General features: G+C 35.9%; 19 protein-coding genes and 1 other annotated feature. Of the genes, 5 read left to right on the forward strand and 14 right to left on the reverse strand.

The window, feature by feature from the left end; translation table 11 throughout:
* Positions 1–18 precede the first annotated feature (18 nt).
* The 4 genes from pepF to mecA form a co-directional block, all read right to left on the reverse strand.
* The gene (gene pepF / locus ACYFX0_RS08145; protein ID WP_106103831.1) at positions 19–1,845 is read right to left on the reverse strand and encodes an oligoendopeptidase F; all 1,827 of its coding nucleotides are present in this window, start codon (positions 1,843–1,845) and stop codon (positions 19–21) included.
* Between the two features lie 51 nt (positions 1,846–1,896).
* A complete protein-coding gene (locus ACYFX0_RS08150; RefSeq protein ID WP_086398441.1) occupies positions 1,897–3,141 on the reverse strand; it encodes a competence protein CoiA in 1,245 nt (414 codons plus the stop codon).
* An 80-nt stretch (positions 3,142–3,221) separates the two neighbouring features.
* Positions 3,222–4,766: a cardiolipin synthase gene (locus ACYFX0_RS08155; protein WP_000799189.1), complete on the reverse strand. Its 1,545-nt coding sequence runs from the start codon at positions 4,764–4,766 to the stop codon at positions 3,222–3,224.
* Positions 4,767–4,838: 72 nt separating this feature from the next.
* Positions 4,839–5,522 carry an adaptor protein MecA gene (gene mecA, locus ACYFX0_RS08160; protein WP_000350716.1) on the reverse strand — a complete coding sequence of 228 codons (684 nt, stop codon included), beginning with the start codon at positions 5,520–5,522 and terminating at the stop codon, positions 4,839–4,841.
* A 345-nt stretch (positions 5,523–5,867) separates the two neighbouring features.
* On the opposite strand from mecA, the gene ACYFX0_RS08165 reads away from it, so the two are divergent.
* Positions 5,868–6,542 carry a TerC family protein gene (locus ACYFX0_RS08165; protein ID WP_000362600.1) on the forward strand — a complete coding sequence of 225 codons (675 nt, stop codon included), beginning with the start codon at positions 5,868–5,870 and terminating at the stop codon, positions 6,540–6,542.
* A 49-nt stretch (positions 6,543–6,591) separates the two neighbouring features.
* Here the strand turns inward: ACYFX0_RS08165 and spx are convergent, their stop codons facing one another.
* Positions 6,592–6,987, reverse strand: a complete 396-nt coding sequence (spx, locus tag ACYFX0_RS08170; RefSeq protein WP_000258267.1) for a transcriptional regulator Spx — start codon at positions 6,985–6,987, stop codon at positions 6,592–6,594.
* A gap of 591 nt (positions 6,988–7,578) precedes the next feature.
* Between spx and ACYFX0_RS08175 the strand changes: the two genes are divergently transcribed.
* Positions 7,579–7,782, forward strand: coding sequence for a hypothetical protein (locus tag ACYFX0_RS08175; protein WP_000559983.1), 204 nt, complete (start codon positions 7,579–7,581; stop codon positions 7,780–7,782).
* Positions 7,783–7,809: 27 nt separating this feature from the next.
* Here the strand turns inward: ACYFX0_RS08175 and ACYFX0_RS08180 are convergent, their stop codons facing one another.
* Positions 7,810–9,456, reverse strand: a complete 1,647-nt coding sequence (locus tag ACYFX0_RS08180; RefSeq protein ID WP_000727253.1) for a peptide ABC transporter substrate-binding protein — start codon at positions 9,454–9,456, stop codon at positions 7,810–7,812.
* A gap of 351 nt (positions 9,457–9,807) precedes the next feature.
* Between ACYFX0_RS08180 and ACYFX0_RS08185 the strand changes: the two genes are divergently transcribed.
* A complete protein-coding gene (locus tag ACYFX0_RS08185) occupies positions 9,808–11,250 on the forward strand; it encodes an MATE family efflux transporter (RefSeq protein WP_003309213.1) in 1,443 nt (480 codons plus the stop codon).
* 58 nt (positions 11,251–11,308) lie between these two features.
* Here the strand turns inward: ACYFX0_RS08185 and ACYFX0_RS08190 are convergent, their stop codons facing one another.
* The 5 genes from ACYFX0_RS08190 to ACYFX0_RS08210 all read right to left on the reverse strand — a co-directional run bounded on the left by ACYFX0_RS08190 (position 11,309) and on the right by ACYFX0_RS08210 (position 17,026).
* Positions 11,309–12,244, reverse strand: coding sequence for an ABC transporter ATP-binding protein (locus ACYFX0_RS08190; RefSeq protein ID WP_000166354.1), 936 nt, complete (start codon positions 12,242–12,244; stop codon positions 11,309–11,311).
* Positions 12,237–13,280 (reverse strand): ABC transporter ATP-binding protein, encoded by a 1,044-nt coding sequence (locus ACYFX0_RS08195; RefSeq protein ID WP_000854341.1) that lies wholly within the window; start codon positions 13,278–13,280, stop codon positions 12,237–12,239. The genes ACYFX0_RS08190 and ACYFX0_RS08195 overlap by 8 nt, the downstream gene beginning before the upstream one ends.
* A gap of 20 nt (positions 13,281–13,300) precedes the next feature.
* On the reverse strand, positions 13,301–14,317 hold the full coding sequence (gene opp3C / locus ACYFX0_RS08200; protein WP_000974107.1) for an oligopeptide ABC transporter permease: 1,017 nt from the start codon (positions 14,315–14,317) through the stop codon (positions 13,301–13,303).
* Positions 14,314–15,243, reverse strand: a complete 930-nt coding sequence (gene opp3b, locus ACYFX0_RS08205) for an oligopeptide ABC transporter permease (RefSeq protein WP_000534168.1) — start codon at positions 15,241–15,243, stop codon at positions 14,314–14,316. The genes opp3C and opp3b overlap by 4 nt, the downstream gene beginning before the upstream one ends.
* 127 nt (positions 15,244–15,370) lie before the next feature.
* Positions 15,371–17,026 carry a peptide ABC transporter substrate-binding protein gene (locus ACYFX0_RS08210; RefSeq protein WP_000727209.1) on the reverse strand — a complete coding sequence of 552 codons (1,656 nt, stop codon included), beginning with the start codon at positions 17,024–17,026 and terminating at the stop codon, positions 15,371–15,373.
* 319 nt (positions 17,027–17,345) lie between these two features.
* Here ACYFX0_RS08210 and ACYFX0_RS08215 point away from each other — a divergent pair, with 319 nt between their 5' ends.
* Both ACYFX0_RS08215 and trpS read left to right on the forward strand, forming a co-directional pair.
* Positions 17,346–17,726: a DUF3899 domain-containing protein gene (locus ACYFX0_RS08215; protein WP_001045002.1), complete on the forward strand. Its 381-nt coding sequence runs from the start codon at positions 17,346–17,348 to the stop codon at positions 17,724–17,726.
* Between the two features lie 105 nt (positions 17,727–17,831).
* Positions 17,832–18,048, forward strand: a binding site (T-box leader).
* Positions 18,049–18,123: 75 nt separating this feature from the next.
* Positions 18,124–19,113 (forward strand): tryptophan--tRNA ligase, encoded by a 990-nt coding sequence (gene trpS / locus ACYFX0_RS08220; protein ID WP_000110979.1) that lies wholly within the window; start codon positions 18,124–18,126, stop codon positions 19,111–19,113.
* Positions 19,114–19,390: 277 nt separating this feature from the next.
* Here the strand turns inward: trpS and ACYFX0_RS08225 are convergent, their stop codons facing one another.
* The 3 genes from ACYFX0_RS08225 to fabF form a co-directional block, all read right to left on the reverse strand.
* On the reverse strand, positions 19,391–20,137 hold the full coding sequence (locus tag ACYFX0_RS08225; RefSeq protein WP_460270233.1) for a DUF3603 family protein: 747 nt from the start codon (positions 20,135–20,137) through the stop codon (positions 19,391–19,393).
* 143 nt (positions 20,138–20,280) lie between these two features.
* Positions 20,281–21,069, reverse strand: coding sequence for a DUF2268 domain-containing putative Zn-dependent protease (locus tag ACYFX0_RS08230; RefSeq protein WP_000538197.1), 789 nt, complete (start codon positions 21,067–21,069; stop codon positions 20,281–20,283).
* Positions 21,070–21,176: 107 nt separating this feature from the next.
* Complete coding sequence (fabF, locus tag ACYFX0_RS08235) at positions 21,177–22,415, reverse strand: beta-ketoacyl-ACP synthase II (RefSeq protein ID WP_000412645.1); 1,239 nt, start codon at positions 22,413–22,415, stop codon at positions 21,177–21,179.
* Positions 22,416–22,417: the final 2 nt, after the last annotated feature.

Genomic DNA, 22,417 nt, shown 5'->3' on the forward strand with positions numbered 1-22,417 from the left:
ATCTCTCGTCTTTTTTCATTACTTTTCTTCAAATAATAATGCTTCTAATTCATTTAATTTCTCTTCAAATACTTGTAGTGCCTCTTTTACTGGTTCAGGAGATACCATATCTACTCCTGCTTTTTTCAGCACTTCAATTGGATAATCAGAGCTTCCTGCTTTTAAGAACTCGTTAATATAACGTTCTACTGCTGGTTGTCCTTCTTCTAAAATCTGTTTAGATAGAGCTGTCGCTGCACTAAATCCTGTTGCGTATTGATATACGTAATAGTTGTAGTAGAAGTGCGGAATACGAGACCATTCTAAACCAATCTCTTCGTCGATTACTAAAGCGTCACCGAAATATTTCTTATTTAAATCGTAGTAGATTTCCGTTAGCATGTCTGGCGTAACAGCATGTCCTTCTTGTACTTTCTTATGAATAATATGTTCAAACTCTGCAAACATCGTTTGACGGAATACAGTACCACGGAATCCTTCTAAATAATGATTTAATAAATATAGACGCTCTTTCTTATCTTCTGTCGTTTTTAATAAATAATCATTTAGAAGCGCTTCATTACAAGTTGATGCCACTTCTGCTACGAAGATGGAATAATCACCATATACGTGCGGTTGTGTTTTTCTTGTATAGTAACTATGCACCGAATGACCAAACTCATGAGCAAGTGTAAATAAATTATTTACATTATCATGCCAGTTCATTAAAATATACGGATTTGTTCCATATGCACCAGATGAATATGCCCCGCTTCGTTTTCCTTTATTCTCATACACATCTACCCAGCGATTTTCATATGCTTCTTTCAAAATATCAACATATTCATCACCAAGTACGTTTAAAGATTTTAATAAAAGGTCTTGCGCTTCTTCGTATTTCACATTCATTTTCACTTCTGGTACAAGTGGTGTATATAAATCATACATATGAAGCTCATCAAGTCCTAATGCACGCTTACGAATATCGATGTAACGGTGTAATAAATGTAAGTTGTCATTTACCGTTTCAACAAGTTGATCATATACTGCTTCCGGAATATTATTATTGCTTAGTGCAGCTTGGCGAGCAGAATCATATTTACGAACACGCGCATTGAAATTATTACGTTTTACTGCTCCGCTTAACGTACTTGCGAATGTATTTTTAAATTTCCCGTACGTTTCATATACAGCTTTAAATGCATCTTCGCGAACACGGCCATCATCACTTTCTAAAAACTGAATGTAACGACCATGTGTAATTTCTATTTCTTCTCCGTCTTCACCTTTAATAGATGGGAATTTTAAATCCGCGTTATTCAACATACCAAATGTATTGCTTGATGAACTCATTACTTCAGATGCTTCCGCTAATAAAGCCTCCTCAGCTTCTGATAATACGTGCGGGCGTTGACGTGTAATTTCTTCTAATGCATGTTCATATACACTTAAATCTCTATTTTCCTTCAAGAATGTTTGCAGTGTATCTTCTGAAACCGACAAAATTTCAGGTACAATATACGCTGTGCTACTAGATACTTGTGAATATAAATTTGTTGCGCGATCATTTAATGCTTGATATACAGAGTTTGTTGTATCTTGATCGTAACGCATATGAGCATATGTATATAGCTTACCTAATCGCATTGAAATTTCGTCTTCATATTGCAATGCCTCAAGTAAATTGTCCGCAGAGTCACCAAGTTTCCCTTTAAATTCAGTTAACTTCGGTAATAGCTCTTTAATAGCTTGGAATTCTTTTTCCCATTCTGCATCTGTTTGGAAAATATCTTCTAATCGCCACGTACTTGCTTCTTCAATCTCATTGCGATCTGGTAATGTTTTCGCTTTGTTTTGTTCAGACATTCTTTAAGCCCTCCTTTAATTATCTCTACTTAAGTACAATTCGTTTTTTTCTTATGTAATTCCTTCACAATCAGTCTTTATTATATCCCCTTTTCCTTCTCTCATGTTGTACTTTGCCTCAAATAAAGATAAGGCATACGCTAAACAAGTTTCATCATATTTCATAACTTCCTCCTCTGTTTTTAACATAACGATCCCCCTTATTTTCCGGTACTTATAAGTCTCCACTTTACGTAATACACCTGTATAACATAAGAATGTCATATATTCAGTAACTGCTACTTTCCATATATGCTTTGAAAAGTACGGGAGCATACGCCTTTTCGTATACTTTTTTACATAACTACACACATATTGAAGAGAAATACACTCTCCTACTGCAAGCTCCCCTATACACTTCATATATAGAAAAGCTTGCCATATAAATGGGTTTGTTTGAAAAGCAAATCCAGAAGGGAGTGGAACACCAATTTCAGAAGGAAAGCTCGCTGGGGTACATTTAAATTGATATAAGAGGCGTAATAGTGACTTATAATTATAATTCCAAATAGGCAAAGCATTTTTTCGAAAATAGTCCTTTCGTTGCTTCCATTCTCGGTCTAATATTTCTTTTTGGAAAGGAACAGGGGAAAAGAGTAGTTCAAAAGTAGTAGTTTCAGTTGGTAAATATATAGTATGTGAGAAAGAGACGCTTGTAGAAAAAGAAGTGAGAAACGCGCATTTCATAAATGATTTTTGTTTGGAACAGAAGAAAATAAGAAATGGTTGAGGATAAGATTGTAAGGAGAAAGCCATAAGTGAGGAAAATTTCATCCAATATGCAGATTGCTTTTTCAATTGATTTCCACCAATGATCCAAATGACCTGTATACCCGCTCGCCAATACGAATAGGTTCGTTTGTACAGCTGCTCTATAGAAAGATTTGCGCATTGGTATTCAATCGCAATTTTTCTCCCTGCTCTCTCTATAAAAATATCTGGTCGTTGCTGAATCTGGGGCAGATAATGCTCTATATCTACATGAAAGTTTTGACGTTCGAACCATCTATATAACAATTCTTTACCGTGCCTATGATACATAGATTCCGCTTCATAAAAGGCAAGACATGAATCCACTTTTTTATGAGCAAAATGCCAACTTTTTTGTTTCCCTAATTTCATTTGTACTTCCTTTCCACAAGCTACACAAAAGAATCGTTCCTGTTGACGCATACGGCGCAAAAGCTCTTCATTACAATTGTAGAGTAAATGAATTTTTTCTCCGTTTTCTCTTTTAGCTATAAATATCGTAATCACATCCTTTCAGCTCTTTACATTCTACAATTTATTACAAATTCCTTTAAAAAAAGAGATGTCCCAATTTCGGACATCTCTTTTTATAATAAAGGGGATAATAACCGGTACGTTGATTCAACAATTCGTCTATGAAGACGCCTTTTATGAAAATGATCGACATGAATTTCACTTGATTCTTCTAAATCATCTTTAAAGTCTTGAACAAGTCTTTTAATGCTATCTGTATCATATAAAAAGGCATTTACTTCAAAATTCAAATGAAAACTTCTCATATCCATATTAGCTGTCCCAATTGAAGCTAAATCAGAATCGACAATGACAACTTTACTATGGAGAAAACCTTTTTCATACTCATATATCTTTACCCCTGCATCTAAAAGCTCTGGGAAGTACGATCTCGATGCGTAAAAGACAGTACGCTTATCAGGCTTACTCGGCATTAACAAACGAACATCAATACCAGCAAGCGCAGCTACCTTTAATGCGGATAAAATATCATCATCCGGAATGAAATACGGCGTTGCAATCCAAATAGATTTCCGAGCAGAAGCGATCATTGCGAAATATAAATGCTTAATCGTTTCCCACTTATTATCAGGGCCGCCTGCAACGAGCTGCACGCCTCCCCAATGATCACCCTCAACTGCTTTTGCTTGTAAATATTCAGGAGCTAGCACAGCCTCTCCAGTCATATAAAACCAATCTTGAAGGAAAATAAGCTGTAAACTTTGAACCGCTTCACCACGTAAATACAAATGCGTGTCTCGCCAAAAGCCAAAATATTTACTTTTCCCTAAATACTCATCACCGATATTTAATCCGCCTACAAACCCTTCGTTCCCATCAATCACAACAATTTTCCTATGATTTCGATAATTAATCTTATCGTTTAAAATCGGAAAGCGCACAGGAAAAAACGGAATCATTTCAACACCTGCATCGTTTAATTCTTCAATATACGATTTTGATAACTTAAAACTTCCAACCGCATCATATAAAAAACGAACAACAACGCCTTCTTTTGATTTTTGTATTAAAATATCTTTAATTTCTGTTCCTAATTTATCATCACGCACAATGTAATATTCCATATGAATGTGATGTTTTGCTCGTTTTAATCCATCTAAAATGGCCTGAAACGTTTCATCTCCATTTGTTAATGTCCTCGTTTCAGTTTGAAATGAAATATTTAAAGCGCCTAAGCGATCCGCTAAACGAAATAACAGCTCTTGATGCTTATGATTGCGTAAAATTCTTTCTTCGTAATCTTCATGCCCTTTATATTGTAAAAACGCCTGTTCATCAAGTAACGCCTTCTTTTGAAACATTCTTTTTCTCCGAAAATTTTGTCCAAATAATAAATAAGCAAAGAAGCCAAATACTGGAAAAATCCCTAACACAATTAACCATGTAAGTGTTTTAGATGGATGGCGATTTTCTAAGAAAATAACGCAACCAATTAAAAACGCAGATACTGTAAATAAAATACTAATAATACCTAAAATCGAAACATCTTTTATCCCAATCACATCTGAATAAAATGCTACATCAATAAACATACGTAACGAAACAAATAATGCGAACAATAGCAGGATAAAGAAAATCAGCTTTAACGTATTTTTCATCTCTTACCTCCTAACTAAGAAAGCTTTCCTATTCTTCATATAAAAAGCCGATTTCATACTACAGAAATCGGCCTACGTTTTAGCAGGAAAATTATTGCGAATCGTTTCAAGCGCATGCTCTTTCACAATTTGTTTTCCATACTCACTTACACGATGAATTGTTAAAGTTGATTCTTCCCCATATTCTAAAATAATACTTAAAATACGATCGATTTCTTCTTCATCATGTAGCACTTCATCGAATTCCACATATACATAATAGCGGTTCTCAAATGAATACAGCTCATCTTTTATATCTTCAAAGATAAGACGATGACTTAATGAAATGACATCTTCAAAATCATTAAATTTAATTAAAAAGCCAAACGTACCATCTTCATTAAAGTTTGTTCCTGTTTGTTCTTCTACCTCTTCGACTAACTCTTGTTGGAATAATGATTCGATGCCTTCATCTAGAGGAATATCTATAATTTTGTCTACCCCTATCGGTAGTTCCAGCTTTTGTCCGTCCTTTGAAAGCTCTGCTTTCGTGACAAGTACTTCAATCCCTTTATCGACTGCTTGCACTTGAATCCATAACGGCCCATCAATAAAGAAATCGTCATGATCACGAGCTTCGTCCATCATCTCCCAAAAGAGCTCTTCACTTCGTTCGCGATCATACCAAATTTCTTCACGATTAAATCCTCTATCCTCTATATCAATGTACGTAATAAAAAATTTCATCGTATGATCATTAATTCTTTCAATATCCAAAATACAACTCTCCCTTCCTGCTTAGAATTGTTATGAAGGGATTCCCCACTCATATGACAAATCAATAGATTCTTGTACTCTCATTTTATGATAAGATTCTCCAGAATGGAAATAAAATCGATTTATTTTACAAAAATAGTTATATGCCTATCTTTACTCGATCAACTACATAAATATATTATTATAGCGATTTCTTACTTACAAAAAATTTGGACATACATTTCCACATTCCCCCGTACACTTTAATAAAGTGAAACTTCTATTGGAAGAGATTATTTAACAACAACTTTCTTCATCACATACATACAGTTCGCTTATTAAAACATCATAAATGGAGGCAGACGAATGGACTTAGAGTTTTTAACATCCGTACTAATGATTGTCGGTATCGATGTTGTATTAGGTGGTGACAATGCAATTGTCATCGCACTAGCTAGCCGAAATTTACCTGAATCGAAACGAAATAAAGCTATTTTGATTGGTACTCTTTTAGCAATCGTACTAAGAATTGCCCTTACTATATTAGCTGTCTATTTACTCGACATTCCATTTCTACAACTGATTGGCGGGGTTTTACTTACATTAATTGCAGTCAATTTATTAACTGATAATAACAACGATCTTTCTGCTATTCAAGGAAAAACAACTTTATTCCAAGCTGTGCGGACAATTGTTTTCGCGGATCTCGTTATGGGGTTTGATAATGTTATTGCCATTGCAGGTGCAGCTCACGGGAGATTTTTACTCGTCATAATTGGCTTACTCATTTCTATCCCTATTATTATTTGGGGTAGCAAACTTATTTTAATACTTATGGAACGATTTCCATTCCTCATTTATTGCGGTGCAGCGATTCTTGCCTATACTGCAGGAAAAATGGTTACACATGAAGACAGACTTGCCACCTTTTTTCATAACAACCCAAGTTTCACTGCAAGCATTCCTTATTTGTTCATTTTCACTATTTTATGCATCGGCTTTATCGTACAACAAGTTCGATTACGCAATGTGAAACATTAAAAAAAACCTTCTACTATATAATAGGTAGAAGGTTTTCATATTATTATAATTAATTTACAAGACGTTGTGCTTCACGTAATTGGAACGTTCTTACTGTACGTGGTAAGAAACGGCGAATTTCGTCTTCGTTGTAACCAACTTGAAGGCGTTTCTCGTCAATCATAATTGGACGACGTAAAATCCCTGGATAGTCACGAATCATCTTATATAAATCTTGAAGTGGTAAAGATTCTAAGTTTACATTCAATTCTTGGAAAACTTTCGAACGAGTAGAAATAATCTCATCCGTTCCGCTTTCTGTCATACGTAAAATCTCTTTAATTTCCTCAATTGTTAATGGATCTGAGAAAATATTACGTTCTGTATAGGGAATATGATTTTCCTCTAGCCATAATTTCGCCTTTCTACAAGACGTACAGCTTGGAGAACTATATAATGTTACCATACAAAGCTCACTCTCCTTAAAGAGTACAAATTCTGTACTAAATACAGTTTTAATTTCTAACTTCAGCAATTTTTCGCGATAACTTGTCTTATTGAAAAGTACAAAAATCGCATTTCATGTAAGCAACAACTTATAATAAACAACAATTACTTTTAATAAGTAACTTCTATAATCATTATACAATAGATTTTGCAAGAAATATACAGTAAATTTCCTGCTAGTTGAGAAAACTCTTCCGTGTATTCCACTGCTATGTAACATGATTACGCTCAATTTATCTGTACTTGAACAATAACTTTCAACCCTTTCAATACTCATTCCCCCTAGATTTTTCATATAATATATAGTTATTTATCTATAATCTTCCCTATGAAAAAGAGAACGTTTTCTTACTTTTTCCTGATAAATCAATTAAGAAATGTAAGACTATACAAATGAGAATGAAAAGGAACATTTGTTCTTATTTTAACAAATATTCTCCCTCCTGTCCACACGATTTCTAAAGTAAATTATTTTTTTCTGACATTTCTTTCTTTTTTATTTTTTATCTCATACAATAAACATACAGACAGGCAAAGGGGGAGTTTGCAAATGATTGCTTTTTTTGTTGATTTTATTACGGTTGCTGCCCTCATCATCGGAATAACAGCATTGATTGGTGTCATTACAAATAGCATTGGCGAAAAGCTCTTTGGCGGAAAAGAAAAAATGAAGTTTGTTAACAAAAGTTTGGATGTACAATCCGGCTGGAATCAAGTTGGCGGAAAAGGCATTTATAAGAAACGCACGTATTAAAAAAAGCAGGTGGTTAGCCTGCTTTTTTTATTTCCCTACGGATGCCCATTTGAAGCTCACATCAGGGCCATATTTATGGTTGTACATATCTTTAATTGTTTCTCTTTGTAAGTATGCTCTACCACGTTGGTATACTGGAACAATCGCAGCGTCATCAAGTAACATTTTTTCTGCCTCAAGTAAGTTTTTCCAGCGAGCATTTACATCGCTTCCATCTTTTTTCGCTTTCATAATGATTTCATCGTATTTCGGATTAGAGTACTTCATCTTATTTTGTGACCCATCTGTTACAAACATATCAAGATATGTGATCGGATCTGGGAAGTCTGCCCCCCATCCAGAGAATGACATGACATAATCACCCGCATCTTCTAATTTCAACTTTTGTGCGAATGGTTGTTGTTTAATTTTCACTGTTAAGCCTGGTAAATTCTTTTCCAGTTCACCTTTTAAATATTCACCAGTTTTCTTAGATAATTCAACATCTTCATTTAATAACTCTAATTCAATTTCATTTTTTCCAAGCTCTTTCGTACCAGCTTCCCAATATTTTTTTGCTTCTTTCACATTTGGTTTTACAATATCACCATTTTCAGCACGGAAATCCTTTTTATCCGGACCTTTAATGAAGTTATCAGGAATTAATCCTGTTGCTGGCTTAGAACCGTTATTTAATAATGTATCAACGAACGGCTTACGATCAAAAGCAAGGGAAATTGCTTTACGAATATTTTTATTTGCTAAAGCTGGATCTTTTTGATTTAAGCGTAGGAAAAATACAGATGTCTCTTCTACTGTTTTGAAATCTGGTTTTCCTTTATATTTATCGATGAACTCTGCTAATAACGTCGCTCGATCGATTGCATTTGTTTCATATAAGTTAATTGGCGTAGATGTATCTTTTACAATATTAAAGTTTACTTCTTCAAGCTTCACTTCTTTATTGTCCCAATATGATGAGCTCTTTGTCATTTTAAAACTGCGTTCATGTTGCCAATCACTTAATGTAAATGGTCCGTTGTAAAGCGTTGTGTTCGCTTCCAAACCAAACTTCGCACCTTGCTCTTTCACAAATTTCTCATTTACAGGATAAAAGATTGGATATACCATTAAATCTACAAGATATGGAATAGAATTGTCTAATTCTACTTCTAATGTGTAATCATCAATTGCTTTTACACCTAATTGATCAGGACTCATCTCTTTTTTATTAATTTTCTCTGCATTTTTTATATCATACATAATGTATGCTGATTTCGCAGCTGTGTCTGGATTGATTGCTCTTTGCCATGCGTATACAAAATCTTTCGCCGTTAAAGGCTCACCGTTTGACCATTTCGCGTCTTCACGTAATTTAAATGTATATTTTTTACCGTCTTCTGACTTTTTAAATTCTTTTGCTACACCTGGAACTAACTTATCATCTTTTCCAAGGCGGTATAGACCTTCCATCGTGTTGTTCATTACTTTTGAAGAAACTGCGTCAGCTGATAATGCTGGGTCCATCGTTGGAATTTCTTGTGTTTCAATTAAATTAAGAACTTGCTTCGCACCGCTTTTCCCGCTATCCCCTTTTGCGTTTGCTTGCGGTTCATCTTTTTGGTAGCTACATGCCCCTAATATCATGCTCATTGCTACTGTTGATACTACAAAAACTGGTATCTTTTTTTTCATACTTCCACCCTCCAAAAAATGTTAGCCCTTTCATTTTCAAACAGAAAGAAATATATATATGTTCTAATAATTCATATTATACACACAAATATATTTTTTGTATATTTATATTTCTATTTCATTAAAATTTTCTGTTAAAAAATATATCTTTGTAAACGTTTTATATTGTCTATTTTCCTTACTAAAGTGCCAAAAATAATTATTTTTATATTATTATAAATTATCAGAGAAAAATAAATTTTATATTTTATAATATTTTATGTATAATTATCCCACCCTTTTCAACATAAAATAGCAGGCCCTTCATATTAAAAATATATAGGCTAAAATGAGTGCAAAGGATAAGAAAGTATGTTACGATACATTTTGCTAAAAATAGATATCGGTAAAGAGGGGACGGACATGACAGCAATTCAGGCAAAAAATGGGCCGACAGAGAAATTAAGTTTATTCTTATTAACATGGCCTATTTTTCTAGAAGTTTTTCTTTTTATGTTGATGGGGATCGCTGATACTTTCATGTTAAGTGCATTATCAGACGATGCTGTATCTGGGGTTGGTGCAGCGAATCAATATCTCCATATTGCGATTTTGGTATTAGAAGTCATCGGGAACGGCGCTGCTATCGTTGTATCTCAATACCTCGGTTCCAGACGCTTTATGGAAGCATCTAAAATATCAGCATTAGCCGTCACATTAAATTTAATAGTTGGGCTCGTTATAAGCGCTGGTTTTCTTTTATTTTCGAAACATATGATGCTTGCAATGAACTTACAAGGCGATGTACTAACGTATGCGCAAAACTACTTATCTATCGTCGGAGGGGCAATCTTCCTGCAAGCTATCATTAACTCATTAGCCGCAATTATCCGTGTACACGGTTTTACAAAGCAAGCGATGTTTATTTCACTCGGAATGAATATTATTCATATCGCTGGAAACTACGTACTCATTTTCGGGAAATTTGGTTTCCCTGAGCTCGGTGTACAAGGGGCTGCAATTTCTTCCGCTATCAGTCGATTGATCGCACTTATTGTTTTCTTCTGGTTACTATATCGCGTTATGGAATATCGTGTGAAATTACAATATTACTTCACTTTATCCAAAGAATACATTGGAAAAATTTTAAAAATCGGCATTCCATCTGCATTTGAACAAGTGATGTATCAAGCTTGTCAAATCGTCTTCCTTTATTACGCAACGTACTTAGGAACGGAATCATTAGCGGCTAGACAATACGCTACTAACATTTCCATGTTCACTTATTTATTTGCAATTGCGATTGGTATGGGAACAGCCATTATTATTGGCCGCCTTGTTGGTGGTGGCGAAAAGGATGAAGCATACGAACGTTTGTGGAAAAGTGTAAAATGGGCGATTGGTGTAACTTTATGTATGGTCGCTCTCGTTATTACATTCCGTACACAATTAATGGGACTGTTTACAGATAATCCGCACATTATCGGGTTAGGCGCAAGTGTTCTTTTACTAAGTGTACTACTTGAAACGGGACGTACGATGAACATCGTCATCATTAATTCGCTTCGTGCAGCTGGTGATGCAAAATATCCTGTTTTAATCGGTGCATTTTCTATGGTGTTAATGAGTTTACCACTAGGTTACTTTTTCGCCTTTCATTTAGATATGGGGCTCGTGGGTATTTGGCTAGCGATCGCCATCGACGAATGGACACGTGCCATTATTATGTTCTTCCGCTGGAAAAGTAGAGCTTGGGAACGTTACGCACTAGTTAAACCTGAAGAACAAGAAGAGAGTATTTCTGTTCAAGTTTAGTAATTTTATATAGTAGAAAAAAGAGCCCTCCTTCCGCAATGGAAGAATGGCTCTTTTTTTATTGATAGATTTCTTTATATTTCTTATACTCTGCTTCAGAACATAGTACGAAATGTCCTGGACGAATTTCACGCATTGTTGGCACTTCGCTACCGTAATCATGCTGCGATGGATCGTATACGATACGTTTACGATTACGCTCATAATCTGGATCTGGTAGCGGAATTGCTGATAATAGTGATTTCGTATATGGATGAACTGGATTCGCATATAACTCTTCACTTGTTGTCAGTTCTACAATTTGACCACGGTACATTACGCCGATGCGGTCACTAATGTATTTTACCATCGATAAATCATGGGCAATGAATAAGTATGTTAAGCCTTTTTCTTTTTGTAACTTTTTCAGTAAGTTTACAACTTGCGCCTGAATCGATACGTCAAGTGCTGAGATCGGCTCATCGGCAATGATAAATTCTGGTTCTACAGCAAGCGCTCGAGCGATACCGATACGCTGACGTTGTCCACCTGAGAATTCGTGTGGGAAACGGTTTGCGTGCTCTTTATTTAAACCAACTGTGTTTAGTAGTTCATGAACACGGTCCATGCGCTCTTTTTTACTTTTCGCTAATCCGTGAATATCAATACCTTCTGCGATAATATCCCCTACTGTCATACGAGGATTTAGTGATGCGTATGGATCTTGGAAAATCATTTGCATTTTACGGTTGAATTTCTTCAATTCTGTGCGTGATTTCTTACCATGTACGTTTTCACCATCGAATAATACTTCACCAGCAGTTGCATCATATAAACGAATAATCGTTCTTCCAGTTGTTGATTTACCACAACCTGATTCTCCTACAAGACCAAATGTTTCTCCGCGGTAAATATCAAATGAAATATCATTAACCGCTTTGACAACACCACCACTCACGTCGAAGTGCTGCTTTACATTTTTTACTTCAATTAATTTCTCACGTTGTTTAGTCATGTTGTTCACCTGCTTTCATTTGAAGAATACGTTTTTCAACAACTGCCGGCGGTTTTACTTCTGGAGCTTGCTCGTGAAGTAACCAAGTTGCCGCATAGTGTGTATCACTTACTTTAAATAAAGGCGGTTCCATTTCAAAATCAATTTTCAGCGCCTGTGGGTTACGTGGTGCAAAAGCATCACCCTTTGGCGGCTTCAATAAATCCGGAGGCGTTCCAGGAATTGCGTATAACTCTTCCTCTGAACCATCTAAACTTGGCATAGATGCGATTAAGCCCCAAGTATATGGATGTTTCGGATTATAGAAAATTTCATCTACAGTTCCAATTTCAACAACTTTACCAGCATACATAACTGCCACTCGGTCAGCAACGTTTGCTACTACACCTAAGTCATGCGTAATGAAAATAATTGCCGCTTCTGTTTTTTGCTGAATGTCTTTCATAAGTTCTAAAATTTGTGCCTGAATCGTAACGTCTAGCGCTGTTGTCGGCTCATCGGCAATTAATAATTTCGGGTTACAAGCTAACGCCATCGCAATAACTACACGCTGTCTCATACCACCTGAGAATTGGTGAGGATATTGTTTTAAACGTGCTTCTGGATTTGGAATACCTACAAGGTCGATTAATTCTAACGCAACTTTACGTGCGTCTCCTCTACTCATCCCTTGGTGTTTAATAAGACCTTCCATAATTTGATTCCCAATTGTCATCGTTGGATTTAATGATGTCATTGGATCTTGGAAAATCATCGCGATATCTTTACCACGAACTTGCTGCATTTCTTTTTCCGTTAATTTCGTTAAATCACGACCGTCAAATACAATCTCTCCATTTTTAATACGGCCTGGAGGATTTGGGATTAACCCCATTAGCGCTTTAGAAGTAACTGATTTCCCAGAACCAGACTCTCCTACAATCGCTAATGTTTCCCCTTTTTTCAAATCAAAAGTAACTCCGCGCACTGCTTGTACTTCACCTGCATGTGTATCAAAGGAGACTTGTAAATCTTTTACCTCTAACAATGTTTTCATTTTTACTTCTCCCTCCTCATTTACTTACGCATTTTTGGATCTAACGCATCGCGTAATCCATCTGCCATTAAGTTGAATGCTAGAATTAACATACTGATGACAACCGCAGGGATGAACATCATGTGTGGATACGTTTGAATAGATTTATAACCATCATTTACAAGAGAACCAAGTGACGCGAATGGTGGCTGAATTCCTAAACCAATGAAACTTAAGAACGCTTCACCAAACACCGCTGATGGAATTGTGAACATTGTCATTACGATAATAGGTCCCATTACGTTTGGAATTAAATGTTTCACAATTAATTGTGTATTTGTTGCACCTAATGTACGAGATGCTAATACATATTCTTGGTTTTTTAACTTTAGGATTTGTCCACGAACAATCCGCGACATCCCTATCCAACCCGTAATCGCCATCGCGAGTGTAATTGACCAAATACCAGATCCCATAATGATTACCATTAAAATAACGATGATTAAGTATGGAATACCGTTAATAATCTCCATAATACGTTGCATAATATTATCTACTCTACCGCCGTAGAATGCTGAAATACCTCCGTATGCAACCCCAATTACTAAGTCAATTGCTGCTGCTAAAAGAGCGATATATAATGATACGCGTGTACCTTCCCATGTTCTTGTCCATAAGTCACGGCCAAGATCATCTGTACCAAACCAGAAGTACTCTTTAATATCACGTTTTTCATATTGGTCAACACCATATTGATCTGTACCGTCAAATGGTAACCAATGAACATTTTCAATAACTGGAATTTTTGGTGGTAATTTCGCACGACCTAAATCTTGCTCTTTATACGAGTGTTTACTTACCATCGGTCCAAAAATCGCTAATAGCGCAATGATTACTAATAATACAAGGCCAAGCATCGCACCTTTATGTTGGAACAAACGTCTTCTTACATCTTGCCAAAACGTTAAGCTTGGACGGGCAATGACTTCATTATCAACATTATTTTGATTGGCTTGTTGAAATAAATCTGGAGATAATTTTTGTACATCTTTCATCATTTTTTCCCTCCCGCTAAACGAATACGAGGATCAATAATTCCGTATAAAATATCGACAATGAAAATAACTAAAATGAAGATTGCACTATAGAAAATCGTAGTTCCCATAATAACTGTATAGTCATTTAAAGTAATCGATTTAACGAATTGTTCCCCAAGTCCTGGTACAGCATAAATTTGCTCGATAACAAGTGTTCCTGTAATTAATGCCGCAACCATTGGTCCTAAAATTGTTACAACTGGAATTAACGCGTTACGAAGTGCGTGTTTTACAATGATAACGCCTTGACTAATTCCTTTTGCTTTCGCTGTTAAAATATAGTCTGACTGCATAACTTCAATTAATTCTGCACGAGAGAAACGTGCGATTGTTGCGATAACTCCCATCGATAATGCAATTGTAGGCATTACAGTAAACTCTGGTCCTTTCCAGAATGCTACCGGGAACCAACCAAGTTTTACCCCTACGAAATATTGTAGTAATGCGGCGAATACGAATGATGGTACCGACATTCCGAGTACCGAAATAACTGTTGCACTATAATCCACCCACGTATTATTACGAAGTGCGGCAACAATACCTAAAATTAAACCGATAAATGTCCCTAATATAATCGCTTGTAAACCTAATTGGGCTGATGGTCCAATACGATCCACAATCATGTCTGTTACTGGGCGGTTATCATATTGGAATGATACCCCTAAATCACCTTTTGCTAAGTTACCTAAGTAACGTGCGTATTGAACTGGTACCGGATCATTTAATCCGTATTTTTCAAGAATGATTTCTTTTTGTGCCGGTGATAGCTTCTCCTGGTTTTTAAGCGGAGAACCCGGAAGTAATTTCATCAAAAAGAAAGTCAGTGTAGTAATTAAAAATAATGTCAAAGCCATGTACACGAAACGTTTTAATACATAACGTCCCATAGTCAAGCACCTCCCCGTTTTTCTCAAAAGCAATAAGATAGTTTAAAATATTCTTACTTTTATTTTTTTAAAATAAGAGCATATGCCCATCATAGGCATATACCCTTGTAAACGATGGAAAAAAAGATTATTTTTGTTCAACAGATGCCCATTTGTAAGTTAATTTACCACCATAGTTAATTGGGATAATATCTTTTACGGCACCTTTTACTACATACGCTGAACCTTTTTGGAAGATTGGAGTGATAACTGCATCCTCTTTAATTAACATCTTCTCTACTTCTAGAAGGTTGTTCCAGCGAGCTTGTAAATCTTTTGTATCTGTTTTAGCTTTTAGGATTAACTCATCATACTTCTGATTAGAATACCCTGTTTTATTTTGAGAACCATTCGTAACAAACATATCTAAATATGAGATTGGATCTGGGAAATCTGGTCCCCAAATACCAAACGCAATATCATATTGCTGAGAATCTTCTAATTTATTTTTTTGTGCGAATGGTTGCTGTTTAATTTTAATTGATAAACCTGGTAAGTTCTTTTCTATCTCACCTTTTAAGAATTCACCAACTTTTTTAGCATCTTCATTATCAAAGTTTAAGAATTCTAGTTCGATTTTATCAGTTCCAAGCTCTTTCTTCGCTGTTTCCCAAAGCTTTTTCGCTTCTTTTGGATTTGTTTCAACTAGCTTTCCATTTTCAGCTCGGAAATCTTTTTTATTCGGACCTTCAGCGAAATCTTTTCCAACAAATCCGTAAGCTCCAATTGCACCGTTATTTAAAATAACTTTCGCAATGTTATCACGGTCAAAGGACATTGAAATTGCTTTTCTTAAGTTTTTATTACTTAAGTACTGATTACTTTGATTAAATCTTAAGTAAGCAACCCCTGCTTCTTTTCTTGTTTGGAACTCTGGGCTTTGTCTAAACTTATCAACAAATTCAGACGTTAAAGCCGCACGATCAATCGCGTTTGTCTCATATAAATTTACATCAGTTGCTGTATTTTTTACAATATTAAAGTTGATTTCTTCGATTTTAACCGTTTTATTATCCCAATATGAAGGATTCTTCTTGAATTGGAAACTTTGTTCATGTTTCCAATCACTCATAACGAATGGACCGTTATATAATGTTGTATTTGCCTCTAAACCAAACTTATCACCTTGTGCTTTTACAAAGTTTTCATTTAGCGGGTAAAATACTGGATAAACTGTTAAATCGATAAAGTAAGGAACGGGATTGTCTAATTCCACTTCTAATGTATAATCATCAATCGCTTTTACACCTAATTGGTCAGCAGGTAATTCTTTTTTATGAATTTTCTCTGCATTTTTAATATCGAACATAATGTACGAATACGTTGCTTTTGTATCTGGATTTACGGCTCTTTTCCATGAATACACAAAGTCTTTAGCTGTTACAGGTTCCCCATTTGACCATTTCGCATCTTTTCTTAATTTAAATATGTATTTCTTCCCATCATCTAGCTTTTCGACATCTTCTGCAACGCCAGGCATTCTCTTTTGATCTTTGCCAATACGATATAAACCTTCCATCGTATTATTTAATGCTGTAGAAGATGAAGAGTCAGATGCTAATGATGCATCCATTGACGGAATTTCAGATAACTCTGTTAAATTAAGAATCTGTTTTCCGTTACTACTACTCGTAGCGTTCTCTTTCCCTTTTGCTTTTGCATCATCTTTTTGGTAGCTACACGCGCCAAGCAACATACTTGCAGTTAAAGTTGATGCAAGTAATAACGGTATCTTTTTCTTCATGTTGTGTTGCCTCCCCTAATTGCACTTCCTGTACCCTCACTTGTTAAAAAGTAGAATTGAAAGAATAATCTCCAAGTTTCTACAATTTTCATTATACATATAATACGACGATTGTGAATATAGTTTTTTGTTTTTTTGTTAAAATTTTTAATAAAATGTTTATATTTTTAATTTTTCGTAAAGGGATACGTTAACATTGCTACCATCATCTTAAAATCAGACCTTTAATTGTGTATAATTTTCAAAAAATTATTTCTAGTACTTATTATAGCTTTTATAGTATAATAATTCTAGTAATATTTTGACGGAGGGGAATATTTTGAATAAAGTTTTTTTTCATACTTGTATACTAATTTTTATAGCGATGATTGCTTCTAGTATTGGTGCATTCCTCATTTCATCTCAATTTTTGTTGAACTTTGTCAACATCTCGTTTTATATCGCGCTATTTTTTATTCTGATAGGTGGTTTTTTATTCATATTTCAAAATGGATTTTTCAATGTAACTCTTTACGCTTTCCAGAGAGTATTTGGCACGAACAAAAAGATTGACTCTTTAATTGAAGAAGTCGAGGAACCTACAGATAAGAAAGAACGTATTTATAAAACATATTCATTCAAATGGACATATCCAATTTGTATTACAGGTATCGTTCTTGGGTTGTTCTCGACCCTCATTAGCTTTACTATTTTGATGTAGTTTGCAAACACTATCCCATATGATATAATTATCAGCAAAACATTTTGTTATAAAACTTTAGTTCTTTCATATTAAAAGAGCTCAGTTAACAATAAATAAATTTATATGTATGCGATGATAAAGAAGAGTACATATTGAAACAATTTCAGAGAGCTTGTGGCTGGTGTGAACAAGTAATTGTACAATGTGGAATGGGCTTTTGAGCACCAAACCGAACCGAAAGTAGTAGGCCTTGGCGTTATATCCAGACGTTACTATGGATTAGAGAGATTTCACAGTAGTGAAATAATTAGGGTGGTACCGCGGTCCATTCGTCCCTATAGTTTTTTGGGATGAATGGGCTTTTTTGTTTGCCTTCTCTTCCCTATCACGCATTCAAATTTAGGAGGAAATAATTATGTCAGTTATCTTTTCTGGTATTCAGCCAAGCGGAACGATTACACTTGGAAACTATTTAGGGGCTATGAAGCAATTTACAGAGCTTCAAAACGAACACGATTGCTATTTCTGTATTGTAAACCAACATGCCATTACAGTACCTCAAGATCCTATACAACTTCGCAAAAACATTCGTAGTCTTGCTGCACTTTATGTAGCATGCGGCATCGATCCTGAAAAAGCTACTTTATTTGTACAATCAGAAGTACCTGCACACGCTCAACTAGGATGGATCATGCAATCTGTTGCTTACGTTGGAGAATTAGAGCGTATGACACAATATAAAGATAAAGCTTCAGGTAGAGATTCAGTTCCAGCTGGATTACTTACGTATCCACCATTAATGGCTGCTGATATTTTACTTTATAACACAGAAATCGTACCTGTTGGTGATGACCAAAAACAACATATGGAATTAACACGTGATCTAGCAGAGCGTTTCAACAAACGCTTCCGTGAAGTGTTCATAGTTCCTGAAATTCGTATTCCAAAAGTAGGAGCTCGCGTTATGTCATTAACCGAACCTACGAAAAAAATGAGTAAATCTGATCCGAATCCAAAATCAATGATCAGTATGCTTGATGAACCAAAAACAATTGAAAAGAAAATTAAAAGTGCTGTAACAGATTCAGAAGGTATCGTGAAATTCGATAAAGAAAATAAACCTGGAATCTCTAACCTATTAACAATTTACTCTTCATTCTCAGGAAAAACAGTTGAAGAGATAGAAGCAATGTACGAAGGAAAAGGATACGGCGACTTCAAAGGCGACTTAGCACAAGTAGTCGTAGAAGCAATTCGCCCAATCCAAGACAAATATAACGAACTAATCAGCTCCCCAGAACTAGACGAAATTCTAGACAAAGGTGCCGAAAAAGCAAACCGCGTTGCATTCAAACAACTACGCAAAGTAGAAAACGCAATGGGACTAAGCAGAAAACGTAGGTAACATAAAAAGCGGAGGCGACTGCTTAGCCCTGACGGCTAAAGTTCTTTCCCACAGAAGGTGCTTTTTACCTTCTCGTGGGGAAGGTTCTTAGACGCGAAGGGCTAGGAGCCGGAGCTAAATTACATATAAAGTGGAAGCGGCTCGTTTAGAATGTGAGGGGGATGGAGCTCCTGACGTAAAGGCGCTTTTTGCCTCGCAGGAAGGCGCGAAGCCACCGAACATTCTTGCCGCTGGAGCTGGATTTCACCAAATTAAAAAACCGCCAATTGGCGGTTTTTTAATTTACCTTTTGCTCATTTTCCATTTCCCATAACTTTTCAAAAAACGGCTGTCCTTTTACAAGGTGCTCGCATAATTGTTCGTGCTTCTCAGACCAGCCTGATTTCGCTTCATCATATAGTCTTGCCCAAATATCTTCAAATTCCATATGTTGGACCGTTCCATATGCTGACGGATCCCACTCTGTGTACCAATAGCGAATTTCCGCTGTATTTTTCGTTGTATGTAATTGATCTAACGCCATAAATAATAATTGTTTTAGTTGTCTTTCTTTACGAGTCAAGCCATTCATAATGAAAGGCGATGGTGATAAAATGTGGTGTTCTTTTTCTGTTTCTTCTACTTGGAACTCATACTTTTCTGCTTGTACGTTTTCTACCATCTCATATACCATCTGCTCTTGCCGTGGTATAAGTCTGCTTTTACGAATAGGTACATTGTAACCAATTGTATCAATCGCAATAATTCCTTTTCCATCTGTAACAACAAAGCAATACTCTTGCTGCAAACGTTCATGATTTTTACGAATATAAGCCTTATGATGTACGTCTTCCAACAATTTTTGCGGAAGCTCTAACAATTCGTCCTCGATGTAATGATATAATGTGGCATCTACTTTTAATAATGGCACTTGATCTAATAGCTCAATCGTATCATCTTTCCGCCATTCGTAAAAATGACAAACGTTATACCCATTCTCTTCACCTTCAAACCAATTTACCCATACATCATGTAGATATAACATTCACTACCCCTCACTTCACTACTGTTTGTATCAATCATTATGTTCAATTTTTCTTAACTTTATTCCACCTAAGGAAATATATTCTAATTATTATTTTTTCTTCTATTAATACTAAAAAAACAGGAAATAGAGCTCCTGTTTTTTTATATATGAAATGTATTTGCTTTATTCAATATTTCTTTTGCATCTATAGATAATAAAGAAAGTGTATCTTCTCCTTCCAATGTTACACAATCTTTGACAATATGAAATCCAAGCGCATAGCCAAGCATCTTTGGATAAGAGTGAAATCCATTTAATAAGATGTCGTGCTCCCTTGTTCCTCGTTTTATACTTATTCTTTCATGTACAACATTTTTCCAATAATAAATAGCCTCTTCTTTTGAAAGATACATCGTCCACGGTGCATTGTTTTTTTCTGAATATCTTTCCGTTACCGCTTGCTCAGCTAGCCCTTCCATAATCATCGTATCAAGTAATGTATATTCTGTTTCTTTCGTCTCAATTTGATGTAACCTGCATATGTGATGATATTCATGCGCCAATAACACCTTTAATTCTTCCACCGAATTCCGTCCACATACAAATAAGAAAATAACATGACGCATAGATAATCCAGCTCTACCGTTATACTCTTCTTGTACAGTTCGATTATAGGCATCTGATAATAAAATAAAGACAGGGACATCCGGACCTTTCAACCAATTTTTCAATTTATCATACTCCAAGCTCAACTCTTTCCAAATTTCCTTTTCCTCTAATTCTTTAATTTCCTTTTCCCCATGCATGACCGGACGATACATCCCTTTTGAAATTAAAAAGCGATACAACCTTTCTTTTGGCAACGGAATATACTTCGTAAATTTCTCACAAAGTTTTTCTGGCCGTCCATAATATAAATGTAGCCATTCAGCTGTTTCAATAACCCCCATCTTTATCCCTCCTTTTTTCTTATGTATATGCTACAAGAGAAAAAGACGTAAAAATAAATAAGGAGTTTTTTCGTAATATGCTACGAAAAAACTCCTTATTTCATCTATTATTTATACGATTTAAATACTAATACTGCGTTATGACCACCGAATCCTAGTGAGTTACTTAATACTGCATTTACTTCTTGTTGTCTCGCTTGATTCGGTACGTAATCTAAGTCACATTCTGGATCTGGTGTTTCATAGTTAATTGTTGGAGGGATTACTCCGTCTGTAATTGATTTAATTGAGAAGATCGCTTCAACAGCACCAGCTGCTCCTAATAAGTGACCTGTCATTGATTTCGTTGAGCTAATTGCTACTTTGTACGCGTGCTCACCGAACGTTTCTTTAATTGCCATCGTTTCATACTTTTCATTCGCATCCGTACTTGTACCGTGCGCATTAATGTAATCAATATCTTCTGGCTGTAGACCTGCATCTGCTAAAGCTTGACGCATTGCACGCACGCCGCCTTCACCACCAGGAGCCGGCATTGTAATATGGAATGCATCACCAGTTGCACCGTAACCAGCGATTTCCGCATAAATGTGAGCACCACGAGCTAATGCGTGCTCTAATTCTTCAAGAATTAAAATACCTGAACCTTCACCCATTACGAAACCGCTACGGTTTTTATCAAATGGACGGCAAGCCGTTGCTGGGTCTTCATTAAATGTTAATGCTTTCGCTGAGCTAAATCCTGCGAATGCCATACTTGTTAACGGCGCTTCAGCTCCGCCTGTTATCATTGCATCAGCATCACCACGCTGAATTGCTTTAAATGCATCACCAATTGAGTTTGCACCAGATGCACAAGCCGTTACAGAGCAAGTGTTAATTCCTTTCGCTCCTGTTGCGATTGATACTTGACCTGCTGCCATATCTGGAATCATCATCGGCACGAAGAATGGGCTCACACGGCGCGGACCTTTCTCAGTAAAAATCTTAAATTGTTCTTCGTATGTCTCCATACCGCCAATACCAGATCCAATCCATACACCAATTCGAGGTCCGTTTTCTTCTGTAATTTCAAGCTTTGCATCTGCAACTGCCATTTTCGCTGCTGCTACTGCATATTGTGTAAAGCGATCCATACGGCGCGCTTCTTTTTTATCAATATATTTCTCGACTTCAAAGTCGTTAATTTCTGCTGCTACTTTTGCTGGAAATAGTTCCGGATCAATTCTTGTAAGTCGTCCGATTCCAGATACACCTTTTTTAATGTTTTCCCACGCTGTTTCAACATCTGTACCGATCGGTGTAACAGCTCCTAGCCCTGTAATTACGACCCTCTTTTTTTCCATAC

This window comes from Bacillus sp. NEAU-Y102 (genome assembly GCF_054788175.1).

Excerpts from the sequence above, each read along its gene's own strand:
- pepF (WP_106103831.1), bottom strand. The coding sequence starts at position 1,845 with ATGTCTGAACAAAACAAAGCGAAAACATTACCAGATCGCAATGAGATT.
- ACYFX0_RS08155 (WP_000799189.1), bottom strand. The coding sequence starts at position 4,766 with ATGAAAAATACGTTAAAGCTGATTTTCTTTATCCTGCTATTGTTCGCA.
- ACYFX0_RS08165 (WP_000362600.1), top strand. The coding sequence starts at position 5,868 with ATGGACTTAGAGTTTTTAACATCCGTACTAATGATTGTCGGTATCGAT.
- spx (WP_000258267.1), bottom strand. The coding sequence starts at position 6,987 with ATGGTAACATTATATAGTTCTCCAAGCTGTACGTCTTGTAGAAAGGCG.
- ACYFX0_RS08175 (WP_000559983.1), top strand. The coding sequence starts at position 7,579 with ATGATTGCTTTTTTTGTTGATTTTATTACGGTTGCTGCCCTCATCATC.
- ACYFX0_RS08180 (WP_000727253.1), bottom strand. The coding sequence starts at position 9,456 with ATGAAAAAAAAGATACCAGTTTTTGTAGTATCAACAGTAGCAATGAGC.
- ACYFX0_RS08185 (WP_003309213.1), top strand. The coding sequence starts at position 9,808 with ATGTTACGATACATTTTGCTAAAAATAGATATCGGTAAAGAGGGGACG.
- ACYFX0_RS08190 (WP_000166354.1), bottom strand. The coding sequence starts at position 12,244 with ATGACTAAACAACGTGAGAAATTAATTGAAGTAAAAAATGTAAAGCAG.
- ACYFX0_RS08195 (WP_000854341.1), bottom strand. The coding sequence starts at position 13,280 with ATGAAAACATTGTTAGAGGTAAAAGATTTACAAGTCTCCTTTGATACA.
- opp3C (WP_000974107.1), bottom strand. The coding sequence starts at position 14,317 with ATGATGAAAGATGTACAAAAATTATCTCCAGATTTATTTCAACAAGCC.
- opp3b (WP_000534168.1), bottom strand. The coding sequence starts at position 15,243 with ATGGGACGTTATGTATTAAAACGTTTCGTGTACATGGCTTTGACATTA.
- ACYFX0_RS08210 (WP_000727209.1), bottom strand. The coding sequence starts at position 17,026 with ATGAAGAAAAAGATACCGTTATTACTTGCATCAACTTTAACTGCAAGT.
- trpS (WP_000110979.1), top strand. The coding sequence starts at position 18,124 with ATGTCAGTTATCTTTTCTGGTATTCAGCCAAGCGGAACGATTACACTT.
- ACYFX0_RS08225 (WP_460270233.1), bottom strand. The coding sequence starts at position 20,137 with ATGTTATATCTACATGATGTATGGGTAAATTGGTTTGAAGGTGAAGAG.
- ACYFX0_RS08230 (WP_000538197.1), bottom strand. The coding sequence starts at position 21,069 with ATGGGGGTTATTGAAACAGCTGAATGGCTACATTTATATTATGGACGG.
- fabF (WP_000412645.1), bottom strand. The coding sequence starts at position 22,415 with ATGGAAAAAAAGAGGGTCGTAATTACAGGGCTAGGAGCTGTTACACCG.